This window comes from Pseudomonas cerasi (assembly GCF_900074915.1).
In the GTDB taxonomy this organism is placed as follows: Bacteria; Pseudomonadota; Gammaproteobacteria; order Pseudomonadales; family Pseudomonadaceae; genus Aquipseudomonas; species Aquipseudomonas cerasi.
The window spans coordinates 1,977,251-1,993,032 of record NZ_LT222319.1 but is presented as its reverse complement, the minus strand read 5'-3'; the positions used below and the strand labels follow the sequence as shown (position 1 = coordinate 1,993,032).

Sequence of the window (15,782 nt, the reverse complement as noted above, 5' to 3'; positions counted from 1 at the left end):
TGCCCATGATTGGGGGGCAGCTTGGCTTCTCAGATGTATAAACCTTGAGACGCCAGAAAATAGTAAACATCACTAGTTAAGTCAAAAAAACGAACACAGTCAAATTTATGGCGAAATTCTTGTCGAACAATAAAAATGACAATTAAACATTAACCGAACAGATGGTATACCTTCGTAGCACTCTTCGCATTCTGGATTTGAGTCATTTCTTCGACAACCGCTTGACGCTCGCCGGTGGCAACATCAATCAATTGCCGATAGACCCCCAATAACTCCTCAAGGTTGCTGCGCAGAGCAGGTTCGTCATCGGGCGCTTCGCTCACCACCGCGTCGACACACTCGCGACACGCCAGATCAAGCTTGACGATAGCCTCCCAGTCACGCTCGGCCAGTGCCCCTACCAAGGCTTCCCGGGTTTCTTCGATACGCTTGAGCGCAGCACTCATTTTTATTCTCCTCGGAACAGCGGGTTATTGCATGGTACCGATTGCATCCCAGCCTTCCTTGACGGTGATCAACAGGCCAGCGACTTCATCGAGTATCTTCTGATCATTGCGAGCGTTGGCTTCCGCCAGGCGCGTCATCATGTAGTGATACAGGCTGTCCTGCCTGAGCAGCGTGTCACTGGGTGAATTTTCCAGATCCAGCCCCTCACGCAGACCGCCCACAATGTCGATGGCCTTGCTGATGAGTACGCCCTTGTTAGCGACGTCCCTGCGCGCCATGGCGCCCTTGGCCTGAGCGATGCGGTCGAGGCCACCTTCCATCAACATTTGCACCAGACGATGAGGGCTGGCCTCTGAGGTCTGAGCCTGGGAGCCGATCTTCTGATACTGCCGCAACGCTAACATCGGATTCATAAGGGGCCTCGTAACAAATCCAGAATACTGATACTCAAGCTATCGACGCAGTGCGCAGAAACTTTAGCCCAAAAGCAGAAACCCGACACAGAGTCGGGTTGCTGATACTTCCACACTCGTTTTTTTACGAGGCGTTTTTCTGGGCGTTCATCGCTTCAAAAATCGAAGTAATGCTTGAAGCCGTCGCCTTTAACTGTCCGACGACCAAGTCCATTGCGTTGTATTTCTTGGTGAGGGTTGCCGTCAACGTGGTAATACGACGGTTGAGCGCCTCCTGATCACTGGCCAGTCGAGTCTGCACTTTATTGAGGCTGGTGGTCTTGCCAGCCAGAACGCCGTCGGCTTTCGTGTAGGGTTCAAGCGCAGTGTTCAAGCGTGCGATCAAGCCACCCGAGGTCGTGCCGTCAGCGCTGGTCACACCGGTGAACATCGCCTGAATCTGGCTGCCCAGCTTCTTGTCGCTCAACGCTGTAGTCAATTCGGTGGTGTTCAACGACAACTTGCCGTCAGCCTGCTGAGTTTTGATCCCCAATTGCGCCAGGGAACTCAAACCGGCATTCGACGTGGCAGTGGAAATCTGGTCGCGTATCGTTGCCAACAGCGCACGCGGGGTGGAGTCGCCGGTCAATGCAGCGGCAGTGTATTTACCATCACTGTCGACAGTGCCCTTGGTCAACGAGGACACCAGTGAAACCAGCGTGTTGTAAGAGTCGACAAACGACTGCAATGAGGTTTTCAGACCATCGGTGTTGGTGGCGACCGTGACCGTGGTCGATGCCGAAGCAGCAGAAGAAGCGCTGGGCGCGACCAGCTCGAATGTCAGACCGGAAATGGCCGTGCTCACGGTATTGGTCTTGCTGGTCAGACTCAGGCCATCGACCGTGAATGCAGCGTCCTTGGCGACAGCGGTAATCGCACCGGCGCCAGGAATGGCGTTTCCATTGGCATCAGTGCCAGTACTGGATTCACTCATCAACTTGGTGCCATCGATGTTAAGTGCTTCCTGGCCGGAAGCACCCGTCACCGAAATGTCACTGCCCTTGCCGGTGGTCGTCGAACTGAACACCAGCCTGGAACCGTTGTTGTCGTTGATGATGTTGGCGGTGATGCCTTTACCCTGCAGCGTCGAGTTGATCTTGTCGCGCACTTCCTGCAGCGTCGAGGTCTTGTCGATCGCCACGTTGTAATCAGTGCCATTTTGAGTGATTTTCAGAGTACCACTCGGAATAGCACTCGACTGCGTCGAGTCCAGCGCGGCGGTAGCCACCTTCGAAGGCGTTGCCAACTGGCTTATATTAATCGCATAGGTGCCATTGACTGCCGTGTTGCCCGCAGTGGCCTTGACCACCGCTTCATTGGCAGACGTGGCAGCAAAGCCCTGGAAAGCAGGTGTGGTGGAACTGGCGAGAGTGTCCAGTGTTTTCTGGAAAGCAGCCAGTGCAGACGTCAACTGGCTGACACCCGACAGGGATGCAGTCGTGGAGGCGCTCTGCTTGTCGATCTGGTTTTGCTTGGGCGCTTTTTCAGCACCGACTAGACCTTCGACGATGGCGGAAATTGCCAGACCCGAACCCAGGCCTGTTGAAGATGTAATCGGACTTGCCATGGTGCTTCTCCCTTCAAGAATGCTGCGGGGTTCGCCGCCCTTTCAAAAGGCGAATGACCCGACAACACATACCGTACCGGCGATCAGGCCTTGGCGCGGAACAACAAACTGTTCGCATCACTCAGGCTATCGGCCAGCTTCAGGATTTCTGCATTGGGAATCTGTCGTACTACTTCACCGGAATCGCTTGCAATCACTTTGACAATGACTTTGCCAGAATCTTCGTCGATCGAAAACTCGAGATTGCGCTTGACCTCGTGAAAGAACTTCTGGATGTCCTCGGCGGCTGCCTTGACTTTGGCATCGTCCTTGGAATCATCCTTGTGCAGACCGGAGCCTTTACTTTCAGCCGTGGCGGCAACACGCTCGACGGGCGCCTTATCGGCAGGCTTGTCAACGGACGCGTCCGGCACAGGGGCCTGACTCGCCGGTTGAACGGCCGGATAAGTCACGTTCAACTTCACACTCATATCCATGACCATCACCTCAGAAAGTAAAAAAGCGAGAGAGCACTGTTAAGTACTCCCCCGCTAAAACTCACGCCGATATTACTGAAGCAGTTTCAGTACAGCGGATGGCAGCTGGTTAGCCTGAGCCAGAACAGAGGTGGAAGCCTGTTGCAGAGTCTGTTGCTTGGTCAGCTGTGCAGTTTCAGCAGCGAAGTCGGTATCCTGGATACGACCCAGTGCAGCACTGGCGTTTTCGTTGATGTTCTGCAGGTTGGAGATGGTGCTGGTCAGACGGTTTTGTGCAGCACCGAGATCAGAACGCGTGTTGTTGATGGTCTGCAGAGCCGAGTCGATAGCGGCCATTGCAGCAGAGAAGTTGGTCTCTGCAGCAGCACTGTCGGAACCGACGATGGTGATTGCCGAACCGACACCCAGGGTGTTTGCATCAAAGCTGGCGCTCAGAGTCAGAGTGATCTGGTTCGCGGAGCCGGAGTTGGAGCCAACCTGGAAAGTCATGGTGCTGGCAGAACCGTCGATCAGGTTTTTGCCGTTCAGGTTGGTGCTGTTGGCGATACGGGTCAGCTCAGAACTCATCTGGGTGAATTCTTTGTTCAGTGCAACGCGGTCAGTAGCGCTGTTGCTGTCGTTTCGCGACTGAACAGCCAGTTCACGCATACGCTGCAGAATGTTGGTCGACTCTTGCAGCGCGCCTTCAGCGGTCTGAGCAATGGACATACCGTCGTTGGCGTTTTTGATCGCCATGGTCTGACCTTTGATCTGCGAGTTGATCTTGGTGGCGATGTTCAGGCCAGCAGCGTCGTCTTTGGCGCTGTTGATTTTCAGACCGGAAGACAGACGAGTCATCGAGGTCGAAAGGGCGTCGGAAGCGCGACCCAGGTTCTTCTGGACGTTCAACGATGCTACGTTGGTGTTTACTGTTAAAGCCATGATGAATTCCTCGTTGGTTTGGTACTACGTGGCTTCCGGCCCCTGCAAGCGCCGGGTGTGCCTAGAGAACCTTCGTAATAGTTATCGTCGCGATGGCAGGTTGCTTGAGTGTTTTTTTTTAATATTTTGCCATCACCGTGACACCCCTTATAAAACAAGGGTTTGGGGGCATAAACCCGCGACGCAACAGAGAGAAATTCGTGACAGTCAGAAGTGGCGACAGGCGAGTGCGTTGTGCCACGAAGTTAAAAGTGTGACGTGGATCACTATTTAATTTAAAAACGCCTGGGGATTTATCCGCAGGCGTTCTTTGTCAGGCGAAGTAAACTCAGCCTTTATAGATAATTGCAGAGCCCCAGGAAAGCCCCACACCAAAACCACTCAAGGCGACGCGCTTCCATGAAGAGCCGAGCACGTGCTTTTCGATCAGCAGCGGAATGCTGGATGACACGGTATTGCCGGTTTCGACCATGTCCTTGAGAAACTTCTCGGGCTTGTCTTCAAAGCGCCGCGCGACCGCATCGACGATCGCCGCACTGCCCTGGTGAATACAGAAGGCATCGACGTCGTCAGGGGTCAAATCAGACTCGGCCAATAGCTCGTGCAGATGCGCTGGCACTTTCAACAGTGCGAAGTTGAACACCTGGCGACCGTTCATGAAGAAAATGCCGTTGCTGACCTTGAGATGTGGCGCACCGGAACCATCGGTACCGAATTTCGCCTTGCCCAGCTGCCATTCGGCCCCCTCGCCCATCCAGGTGGCCGTCGCAGCATCACCGAACAGCATGGTGGTATTGCGGTCTTCCGGGTCGACAATTTTCGAGTACGGATCGGCAGTGATCAACAGGCCGTTTTTCAAGCCTGCCGCTTCCATGAAGCCCTTGATCGCATAAATGCCGTACACATAGCCGGAACAGCCCAGCGAAATGTCGAATGCAGCAACGTTGGTCGACAGCCCCAGCTTGTCCTGAACGATGGCCGCGGTGTGCGGCAGCCCTTCCTCGTCGCCATTCTGGGTGACGACGATCAGCACATCGATACTTTCGCGCTTGAGCTGCGGGTTATTGGCAAACAGCGTATTGGCTGCCTCAACGCACAGATCCGAGGTTTCCTGGCCGGCGTCTTTGCGCGGCAGAAAGGTGGAGCCGATCTTCCCAAGGATGAATTCTTCATCCTTGCCGAATTTGGCGCCTTGAGCGTAGTTATCGACACCTGCAACAGGCACGTAACTCGCTATGCTTTTAATGCCAATCATCATGGCTTCCCGATGAGTAAACAGGTCATTTTTCGTCCCGATGAAATCGGAGCGCTACCGAATAGGGGTGATTTACGGACATTTTCAGGGCGCTTGGCAGGTTAAAGCAAGTCAGGCGCATGTCGCTCCCTGTAAAACAATACAGTGGAGATGCACGTTATGACCCGCAGGTCACTCCCGTCTGCATGCTTTACGATAATTTGCGTCGAGGGAACAGGCACTTGATCCTTGCCGACTGCTCTCTGCGAGGAAGCCTTCAAGGCAGCGAACCGGCCGCGAAGCAGCCGGTTTTACGAGGGCGGACGACTCAGCCGGCCAGAGTGAAACCCTTGCCGTCGAGATCCAGATTGGCGTTGTAGGCCTCATCCTGTGCGAACTGCGCTGACCACTTGTCCATCAATGCTTCGCGCGCCTGCTGCGGGGCATGCACCACACCGGAATGCACCACCTGCACATGCGGCGTCCATACCGTCAGGTAGCCGGCCTGCGCAGCCTTGAGGCAAAGGTCGACATCGGCAAGCGCTTCGGCGAACAGATCTTCATCCAGACCGCCCACAGCGTTGTACAGCTCCTTGGCAATCATCAGACAGGCCGATGACACGGCAGAGTAGTTTTGCTCGACCACCAGGCGCTGCATGTAGCCGGTGGCGGTCTTCGGCTCACCGACAAACCCCGAACCCACGCCGCCATTCAGTCCCAACACCAGACCGGCCTGAGTCACTGCGCCTTCGACATTCACCAGCTTGGCGCCTACTACGCCCACTTCCGGGCGCTGCGCCTGGTTGAGCAGTGATTCGATCCAGCCGACATTGACGATCTGACTTTCGGCATCCAGCAGGATCAGGTATTCGCCACCGGCTTCCTGGCTGATCAGATTGCGCAGGGCCGCAGGGCTCATGCGCTGTTCGGCACGGAACACCCGCACGCGACCCGACACCTGCTCCTGCCGGTCAAGCCAGGTCGACAGTTCGGCAGAGGTGCTGGCGTTGTCACCGATCAGCACTTCATAACGCTGATAGCGGGTGCGTTGCAGAATGCTTTGCAGGCAGCGCTGCAATTCGGGCAGGTTGTCCTGGCTGTGGCTGTGCAGCAGGATCGAAACCACCGGCCGATGGGCGTGGCGATAATCGATCTTGTAGGTGCCAGGCTGCGCCGAGCTGACTTCCGCCTGATAACCGCGCTTGCCAAGGTGGCGCTTGAGCGCTTTCTGTTCGTCCGGATTGTCTTTCAGTTCGGGCGCATCACAGATCAGCAACGGTTCGCTGAGATGGGCCAGGCCGCTCATGCCGCCCTGCTCGATCAGGCGCAGCAACAGATCGAATTCCAGCGCCTCGGGAAACTCGCGCGAGTAACCACCCGCCTCGACCAGCAACTCACGGCGCACCAGCCAGTGACGAGCCATCAATGCCGGCAGGCTTTGCAGCAGATCAAGGTTGAAGCCGGGACGGAACACCGGGGTCAGTGTGCCATTGGCTTGACGCTGAATCTCGTCCACGGCAACAGCCCGGCATTGCGCCGCATCGATCAGCTCGGCGCTGGCCAGCAGCAGACCGCTGCGGGTGAACTCTTCGCCGGCCCGTGCCAGCATCAGCCAGTCGCTGGGTGACTGCTTGACGACCTGGTTGATCTTGTCGACGTAGTTGCTTTCGGTGACTTTCACAAAGTGCAGGGTATTGTGCAGCGTGGTCACGGCTGGCAATTCCCCGGTGGTGAACACCACCACCCTGAAGGCCTTGTAGTGACTGTTGATCAGGCTGTCGAACGTGGCCTGCAGCTTGAAGACGTCCGCGTCCAGGTCCAGCAGCAAGATACCGATCTGCGACCCGGCCGGTTTGCTGGCGAGCCTGTCGCTGATCTGCTTGAGGGCCTCAGGCGCCGGATCGCGCGAATCGAGCCAGTTGAGCAGTCGACCGGAAGCCATGCCATCGAACAGCCGACCGTTGTCGAAACCGGATGCCGCCTGCAGACGCTGGCTCCAGGCCGAAACCATTTCGATCTGCTTTTCACTGTCCTTGCCTTTGCCGCTGATTAACTCCGCGATCAGGCTCTGCACGACACCCAGGTTAAAAGCGTAGGTTTCGTAGGCATACCACAGGCGGCTGATGCGCGCTTCAGCGTCCGGGTTGCTCTGCTCGCGCAACAATTCAGCCTGCTTGAGTAGCACCGCTTCCAGCCCTTCCAACTGCAAGCGACCCGCTGGCATGATGTGGATCAGGAATTCGATTTTGGCCAGCTCATCGAACAACGCCTGGTTGTAGAACGGCATTTCGACAAACTGACGAGGCTCGAACAGCGCGTCCGATTGCTCAAGGCCGACATTCCACACCGCGCTGATGATTTTCTCATCGCCCTGGAAAGCCTGGGTCTTAAGGCATTCGCCCATGACTGCAAGGCCAGCCTGGATCTTTTGCAGGCCCTGTGCGCCTTCGAAGCCCGAGCCTTCGCCGAGCAGCGCGACCAGTTTTTCGGCGAATGCGTCGCGGGCGGCCCTGGCTTTGGGATCAGTGTGTCTGACGGCTGCGGCAATGGCGGTGCCGTGACGTAGCTCGACCTGCTTGTCCAAGGTGAAGTGCAGTGCATAAGGGATTGGCAGGATGCGCAGGCGGGCCGCAGCAACCAGGTAGTTCATGTGGCCGATTTCCTGCCAGTGCGGCTCGGTGTCATCGGCAACCGAGGTGAACCACTGCTGCGCCAGTTCCGTGCGCGTCACTGCGCTGAGCAGCGACAGACTTTCGCTCATGAAACCCAGAACCCGCTCGCCCGCATCATCTGCGGCATAGTCTTCGCAAGTTTTGCGATCGCGGCGGAAATAATCCACCTGACCGACCTGCGCCTGATAGCTCAGGCTGTAGCCCTGACAGGCACCGTAGGTCGGGTTGGACTCGAGAAAGCTCAGCGCTGCGCGCAGTGCATCAGGCAGCAAAAAACTGTCGACCGGAGCCTGGACCACGAAGGGTGTGGTCACCTGTTTGAGCCCTTCTGCGACCCTGACGCCAAGGCTGGCATTGACCAGCGCGTCACTCTGCAGGTAATGCAAGCCAGCGCTCGCGGCAATTTCCGCATCAGGCTGGGCCGATGCATCGACCACTACCAGGTTGCACGGAAACTCGCTGTAATACTTCAAGGCGCGGCGCAGGAAGTCTGGCTGATCCCTGGCCATCAACAGCAGGGTCAGACGCTGATTCAAAGCGTTATGTTCATTTCCCGAATGGCTTTGCATGGTCTTTCCTTATAACGAATCGATTGCGCCTTCAACCGCAGCGGGCGTTGAAGCAAGAGCGTAGCGTGACCGCGCCGGCAGGCAACCTGCTGGTGCGTGTTCAAACGGATCGGATCAGTCCGGCAACCAGCCGTTGGCCCAATATTGCAGGTTTTCGCCGCGCAACATGAAGTCGCGCAGTACTGTCTCGCGCAACTCGTCACCCATGCGGTAGCTGGCATTGGGGTCGGACAAGTGCATGCGGATTGCCTGCAACCATTCATCCGAGCTGTTGGTGTACACACGGGTCGCTGGCAGATGGCCCCGATACGCTTCGGTGTCGGAACAGATCACCGGGTAGCCGCAGGCGCCGTACTCAAGCAACCTGAGGTTACTTTTGCAGTCATTGAAAATATGGAATTCCAGCGGCGCCAGTGCCAGATCAAGGTTCAGGCTGGCGAGCTTGGCCGGGTAGGTTTTCAGGCTGACCCCCGGATGGAACTCATGGATGTAGGGCTTGAGCAGGTCCGGGCACATGCCGAAGAATACCCACTCGACTTCATCAGCCAGTTCGCGCACCACATCGACAATCAGCTCCAGGTCCCCGCGATGGCTGGTTCCGCCGCCCCAGCCGATACGCGGCTTGTCGGAGCTGCGACGCTGGCTCCTGAGATTGCTCCACAAATGCGTCGCCAGCATGTTCGGCACGACGCGAATGTCGCTGTGCATGCCCGACAACGCCTCGGCCAGCGGGTGAGTCGAGACCACCACGCGATCACACAAACCTATGCCCTTGCGCAGCATGGCGCCGATATTGTCCGGCATGTTGCGCTTGTGCTCATTGCGCTCGGGGACATCGGCGATGTAGTCATCGAGCTCGAAAATACGCATGGCATTGGAGTAGTTCTTTGCCAGCTCGATGTCCGGGACCTTGGCTTCTGTGTACCGGCCCTGAAAGACGATGACATCTGGCGACTGGCGCTCGATTTCGACGGGCGTTGCGGTCTCGTAAGTCATCCGGCCAACCACCCGCCCGGCCGCCATCAACTCCAGCAGGGGCTGGCTGACCCGGTAGTGACCCACCGCCGAAGAGTTGACCGCCATACCGAAAATGAAAGGCAGATGGCGGGTGCAGAACGGACTCCAGCCCGCCAGCAGACCGGGATCGAGGGTGAACGACAGCGCCTCGTTGAGGTACAGGTTGGGATTGTAGGCCTGATCCCTGGCCATTTTCGGCAGCCACTTCTGAAAGAACGATTTCTGCTCGTCATCGAGCGCCTGGCGAGACGCCTCATTACGTTCAACGGCAGCAGGCTCGGCCAGTACCAGCGATGCATCCGGGGTGCCAACGATCAGGTAACCCTCGCGCCCGACGCGCATGCACAGGTCCAGGTCCTGCAGACCCTGCGTGAAGGTCGCCGCCTCCAGTGCGCCAACAGCGTCGAACACCTCCTTGCGCACCATCAGGCAATTGCCACTGACCGCGCTCCAGTTCTGGGTCAACTGCAGACGCTGCATGTAGCCGCTGGCCCCTGCGGGGAAATTGATGAACGGCCGACCGGCCAGGCCATCCATGCCCATGACCATACCGGCGTACAGAATATTGCCTTGCGGATTAAGGATGCGTGGACCGACGATCCCGACCTCGGGACGCTGGGCATGGTGGATCAGCCCCTGCAGCCAGTCCGCCTGATGGATCAGGGCATAGGCGCTGAGCATCAGCAGATAATCACCACGCGCCTGACCGGCGGCATGATTCTGGGCGGTTGCTTCGCTGCCAGCCTCGGACAGGGAAACAATCCGCAGCTTGTCGCTGCCCAGCTCACTCATCGCCGTGAACCATGCCCGCGCTTCGGCGCTTTCGCTGGCGTTGTCGACGATCAGGACTTCGTAATTCGGGTAGGTGGTGTTGCTGAGCAGACTGTCTATGCAGCGCTCCAGGGCGCCGAGTTGATCCCTGGCGGTGATGATGATCGAGACCAGAGGCAGCGACGGATGAACGTACTCGATGCGATTGAGCAACGGCAACTGATCGTGATGAATGACGTGCTCTCTGCCGATCCGCGACAGGTGGGCCGCAACCAGAGGTTCGCTGTGCTCGATGACACAAGGCAGTGACAGCCAGTCGGCGAATGCCAGACGCGACTCGACCTGCACTTCGGCGATGTGCTCGATGCTCTGCGGCCCTGCCCCCTCGACCAGACGCCAGATCACATCGTGCGGGGCGAGCTCATCGAAGGCCGGATCGAAACCACCCATGTCCAGCAGATTTCGCCGCTCGAACGCCAGCGTGCGCCCGACATAGGGATAGGCACGCAGCAGATCCAGGTTGAAGCCGGGTTTGAAAATAGGCTCTCTGGACTCGTCCTCAACCAGCGCGCCTTCGTCGCTGTAGACACACAGCAGACCGGGAGTCTGGGCAATACGCTCGGCCAGAATCAGCAGCGCCGGCTGCGTCAGCCGGTCACCGGCGCGCAACAGGTAGACCCAGTCGGCACTCTCCAGCAGTGGCAATACTTCGTTCAGTTGCCGAGCCCAGTCCGGCTGCAGAGAAAAACGCAGCACCTGCGGATCGTCGACACTGGCGTTGGTCAGTACCACCACCGAGTCTGCGGCATAGTCCTGTTCGGCCAGGCTGCGCAAGGTGATGTCGAGGGCTTCGGCATCACCCTGCTGATCGATGATCACCGGCACAATACGTGGCTGCCATGCCCAACTCACTATGCGTTGTTCGAGCAGCTTTTTTTGCGGCTCGGAAAACCGGCGGCAGGACAGCCATTCGGCGTACAGTTCGGCATAGCTGTCACTGGCACTGCCGACGCGGCTCATCATCACGCCCTGGCGACCCGCCATCACCCCGTAAAGGCCGACCTCGTCCCACTCGCGCGGCTCTTCGTGCGCGCGGCGCAGAGGCAGAAAACGTACCCAGCCCTGAGCCGGTGCGTCTTCGCCGCTACGCGCCTTGAGCATTTCGTTCAGCCAGCCCCATTCGGTGGTGGCTTTCTGGTACATATCGCCCTGACTGCTGAAGCGCCCCGGGTGCAGGCGTTCGGTACTCTGGATGCTGTGCAGCACAACCAGATTGCCGCGCCGCAGCAGGCAGATGAATAGCGTGAAATCCAGCAGCGCAACGAAGCCCTGCGGCAGCGCAATGGACGGCAGGTATTCCTGCACATCGGCGCGACGCATCATCGCGCCACTGAAACCGCCCAGATAATTGCGCGGCGTGCGCTCGAAAATCGCCAGCATGTCCTCGCCCTTGAACACAGCGTCGTAGGGCACCAGACCAACGTTTTCCATGCGGGCCGTCAGGACATAATCATCGACGTCCACCAGATGGCGTTTGCTGACGACGAGCTGGACATCCTTGTAGGTATCGAGGGTTTGCGCCTGATGCGCAACGCAGTAGTTATAGAGGCGGTCGTCATCGCAGAGAAACTTGATGTATTCGCCGCTCGCCTGCTCCAGACACTTGAGCAGATTGCCCTGAAATCCCAGGCGCTGAGGATTGCGCAGGTAACGGGCCCGGTCGCTGTCGGGAGCTACCAGCTCGTCGAAAATCGCCTTGATCTCGTCGCTACGGCAATCGTCACAGACGATGATTTCGAGATTGTCGTAGACCTGGTCGAGCGCACTTTGCAGCGCTGCGCGGAAGAAGCGCGAATTGAAGGCGGGAATGACAATACTGACGAGGGGGACTGAATTCACTATGACTGACTCGCGAGCGGCTGGGGGCCCTTCAGTCGAGTGGCCCCCCTCACCGCTGAAAAAAGACGGCGGATGCTCAACGTCAGAACTCAAAGCTGACTGAACAGGTTCAACTTGGACAGCATGGTAAACACCTGCTGAGAAGCGTCCAGCATGGTTTTCTGCAATGTCAGGCGGGTGGTCGCCTCGACGATGTCAGCGTTTACGTAAGTACCTTGCTCAGTAGTGTTGTTGCCTTTGAGCAGATCGTTGGTCGTACCTTGGGCGGTTGCCGCCAGCTGACGCGCGCCGCCACTGGAACGTGCCGTAGAAGCTTGTTCGATGGCGCTGCTCATGTTGCCCAGCGCAGAGTTCAGCGCTGCCGTCATATTCTGCGAGGCCACCAGGTTGCCATCGGTGGGCGTCGACAGGGCTTTGATCGCCGCTGTCAGCGTATTGAGAATGTTCTCGGTCTGGTGCGTGCCAGACTCGACGATGAACTGATCACCGGCAGCCGGTGTACCGCTGATATTGAAGTTCACACCGGAGGCGTTGGCCGTCGAGCCGGTCATGGTGCCGCTGGACACTGGCTTGCTGCTGGTGGTCAACGGCGCGGCGTACAGCTCGTAATCGGTCGGGCTGGTGAACTTGAGGATCGCGCCGTCTGTCGGGAAGGTATTGTTGAAAGCAGTCCGGTCCGCAGCGGTATTGCCCACGACAGAGCTGCTGACGGTCGCCGTTGACGTATTGCCGGCGCTGCGCGAGGTGGAAACACTGTCCGGTGTCGACGCCAGCTGGTAGCTGCGATTGGCCAGCGCCGCATCTGCGGTAGCGTCCGAGACCCGGTCAGCGGCCGGCAGGTTGACGTTGAGCGTCATTTCCACGCCGCGGAAGGTAAACGTCTGGGCATCGAACGAGCCGTGGGAAAATTTGCCGCCAGTCGAGGTATCGGAACTCACGTCAGTGCCACTGGCATCAGTGATCTTGAATTGCGTACCGCTGAGAAAAGTCAGCGTATAGGGCTCGCCGCCCTGGTAGCTGGAGTTATAGGTCGGAGTGGACGTCACCAGGCCACTGCTGAGGCCGATCTTGCCGTCATCGGTTGCAGGCGAAAGCAGTGTGGCAGACGTACGGGTTGTGTTGACCGACTGCTCGAAGGCCTCGAAACCTGTCGTGTTGCTGGCCATGACCAAACCATCACCTACCGCCAGATTGACGCTGGTCTGGTCGCCCTTGTAGCTATAGGAGCCATCGGCGTTCAGCGAATACGGTGGCGTCGAGGCCTTGGAACCGGAAAATATGTACTGACCGTTAGGGTCCTGGCTGTTCATCAAGCCCAGAATCTGACTCTGGTACTGCTTGAGGGCCGAAGCCTTGGCGAGCCGGTCCGAGTCGGTAAACGCGCCACTGCCTGCCGATACGATCTGCTCCCGCGCGGCCTGCATCGTGTCGATGATGCTGGTCAGCGTGGTCTCGGTGGTCACCGCGTTGGTATTGATCGTGCCGATATTGGTTTCGTACTGGGTCAGCATGGAGTTCTGCTGCGCCAGTTGCAGTACGCGCGCGGCACCTACCGGATCATCGCCTGCGGTATTGAGCTTGATGCCACTGGAGACCTCTTCGCTGGTCTTGTTCAGGTTCGAATAGTTACGCTGATAATTGGTGTTCGTGGATTCGAAGAACTGGGTAGTCGAGATACGCATGGCTCACGATTCCTTAAAGACTGTTGATCAGCGTGCTGAAAATGGTTTGTGCCGCCTTGATGATCTGCGAAGAGGCGGTGTAGTACTGCTGATACTTGATCAGGTTGGACGCCTCTTCGTCGAGCGATACACCCGAGACCGAGTCGCGTGACGATTTGGCCTGGCTGACAACGGCCGCAGTGGCGGTCACATCGTTCTTGCTCTGGCTCGCCAGCGTACCCACAACCGATACCGTGTCTGCATACGAACCGGACAGGCTGGTGCCCACGCCACCGTTGACGACACCGACGGTCTTGGCGGTCTGCAGGCCGACCACTGCCAACGCGTTGCGGTTGTCGGACGAGCCGCCACCGGTCATGCCGATGCTGAACGTGTCATTGGCAACCGGCGAGCCGGAAATGGTCATTTCCAGCTGGAACGCAGTGCTGCTGCTCGGCGTCGTTGTGGTGTCGGTATAGCCGACGTTCAATTTGATCGTGTTGGCCTGGCCCTGGATGATCGAGCCACCAACGGCATTGCCGTTCTGGTCGAGCACCGCTCCGCCACTCGCATTGATCAGGGTGTAACTCTGCACGCCGGTACTGCTGACCGCCCCCATCACCAGTTTCATCGGGGTGGAGTCTTTGAGCGCATTACGCAGGTCAGCGGTCTGGGTGCTGTCGTAGATATCCGACTTGGTGTTCAGCACCGGCTGGGTGAAGCCACCAGTACCGGAGTTGCTGGATCCCGCCGTTGCCGTCAAGGGCGCGGCCGCTGCAATATCCTTGGCGTCGGTCAGAACCACCGAGATCCCCGACGCGCCAGTACGGGTCGGGATAACCTTGAAACTGTCACCGGCTGCCAGCGTATTGCCGTTGAGACTCACACTGAAGCCGTCGAACTGTTTGGGCGGATTGTCAGCCAGCGAACCGGCACCGACGCTCTCGCCGTTGGGCAGACGACGTACGGTGAAATTCGACGAGTCGCTGAACGTCACTTCATAATCGTTGGCGGTCAGCTTGCTGGTGTCGCCAATGGTGACGTTGAGGTTGCCGGAGCCGACACTGTTGGTGGTTTTGCCGATGCTGCGCTGGGTAATGGCTTCGGCACTGTTGATGCTGGAATACAGGTTCGAACCGAAATTGCCCTTGCTGTCGATGCCCTGGTTCATCTGGCTGTTGACCTGGTCCGACAATACCATCGCGGTACGGCCCAGTTCGTTGGTCGCAGGCACCAGTACTTCGTTGCGGTAACGCAACAGACCACCGATCGAGCCGCCAGTGAGCACCGAGGTCACATCGGTCTGGGTCTGGCCGTAGGCAATCTGCACGTTGTACTGCAACGGATCGGACGGGCTCGGGCTGGCCGACATCTTGTAGGACGTGCCGCCACTGACCAATGATTGTCCGGTACCGGTATAGATGTCGAAGTTACCGTTGTTCTCGACCACTTTCACACCGACCAGCTCGTTGAGCTGACGAACCGCTTCACTGCGCGAGTCAAGCAGGGTGTTCGGCGTGGCGTTGCCCGCAGACGCTTGTGTGATCTGCTTGTTCAGGCTCGCCAGGGTGGTGGTCAGCTCGTTGACCTGTTTGGTGAAGGTGTTGAGCTGCGTGTTGACGTTATCGTTCTGCGTGGACAACTGCGACGAAACCGAGTTGAAGCGTGCGCTCAACGCGCCAGCCTGGGTCAGGAACGACGAGCGTTCGGCCGACTGCGTGGCGCTGGTGGCGATGCCCTGCATCTTGGTGAAGAAGTCCGCCAATTGCACGGAGATCCCCGTCGCATTGTCTGACAGTAATGTATCGGTCTTGCTGGCCTGACCGGAATAAGCCACTGCATCCGCGCTGAGGGCGGTGCTCGATTGCAATTGGGTGTCCAGATAGCTGTTGTAGATGCGACGTACGTCCGACAGCGTAGTGCCGGTACCGATGTAGCCTACGCCCTGACCAAGAGCGATCTGCGCCGAAGCCGTGGTCAGCACCTGCTGACGCGAGTAACCCGCGGTATCCACGTTGGCCGTGTTGTTACCGATGGTGTTGATCGCGGCACTGCTGGCATTGATACCTGAGAGCCCAATTGAAATCAGCGACATG

At 58.0% G+C, this 15,782-nt stretch carries 10 protein-coding genes; all 10 read right to left on the bottom strand.

Annotation, left to right across the window (positions count from 1 at the left end):
- Positions 1–149: 149 nt before the first annotated feature.
- The 10 genes from fliT to flgK all read right to left on the bottom strand — a co-directional run bounded on the left by fliT (position 150) and on the right by flgK (position 15,781).
- Positions 150–446, bottom strand: a complete 297-nt coding sequence (gene fliT, locus PCPL58_RS11620; RefSeq protein WP_003370114.1) for a flagellar protein FliT — start codon at positions 444–446, stop codon at positions 150–152.
- Between the two features lie 24 nt (positions 447–470).
- Entirely contained in the window at positions 471–860 is a 390-nt protein-coding gene (gene fliS / locus PCPL58_RS11615) for a flagellar export chaperone FliS (RefSeq protein WP_003370112.1), read from the bottom strand.
- Positions 861–984: 124 nt separating this feature from the next.
- On the bottom strand, positions 985–2,466 hold the full coding sequence (fliD, locus tag PCPL58_RS11610) for a flagellar filament capping protein FliD (protein WP_065349452.1): 1,482 nt from the start codon (positions 2,464–2,466) through the stop codon (positions 985–987).
- 83 nt (positions 2,467–2,549) lie between these two features.
- Positions 2,550–2,942 (bottom strand): flagellar protein FlaG, encoded by a 393-nt coding sequence (locus tag PCPL58_RS11605; protein WP_003344024.1) that lies wholly within the window; start codon positions 2,940–2,942, stop codon positions 2,550–2,552.
- A 72-nt stretch (positions 2,943–3,014) separates the two neighbouring features.
- Positions 3,015–3,863, bottom strand: a complete 849-nt coding sequence (locus PCPL58_RS11600; RefSeq protein WP_003370106.1) for a flagellin domain-containing protein — start codon at positions 3,861–3,863, stop codon at positions 3,015–3,017.
- Positions 3,864–4,191: 328 nt separating this feature from the next.
- Complete coding sequence (locus PCPL58_RS11595; RefSeq protein ID WP_003370103.1) at positions 4,192–5,118, bottom strand: ketoacyl-ACP synthase III; 927 nt, start codon at positions 5,116–5,118, stop codon at positions 4,192–4,194.
- Between the two features lie 307 nt (positions 5,119–5,425).
- On the bottom strand, positions 5,426–8,338 hold the full coding sequence (locus PCPL58_RS11590; protein WP_065349451.1) for a TIGR00180 family glycosyltransferase: 2,913 nt from the start codon (positions 8,336–8,338) through the stop codon (positions 5,426–5,428).
- A 114-nt stretch (positions 8,339–8,452) separates the two neighbouring features.
- Positions 8,453–12,025 (bottom strand): glycosyltransferase, encoded by a 3,573-nt coding sequence (locus PCPL58_RS11585; protein WP_065349450.1) that lies wholly within the window; start codon positions 12,023–12,025, stop codon positions 8,453–8,455.
- Between the two features lie 89 nt (positions 12,026–12,114).
- Entirely contained in the window at positions 12,115–13,707 is a 1,593-nt protein-coding gene (locus PCPL58_RS11580; RefSeq protein ID WP_003370095.1) for a flagellar hook-associated protein 3, read from the bottom strand.
- Positions 13,708–13,720: 13 nt separating this feature from the next.
- The gene (gene flgK, locus PCPL58_RS11575; protein WP_003370092.1) at positions 13,721–15,781 is read right to left on the bottom strand and encodes a flagellar hook-associated protein FlgK; all 2,061 of its coding nucleotides are present in this window, start codon (positions 15,779–15,781) and stop codon (positions 13,721–13,723) included.
- Position 15,782 lies beyond the last annotated feature (1 nt).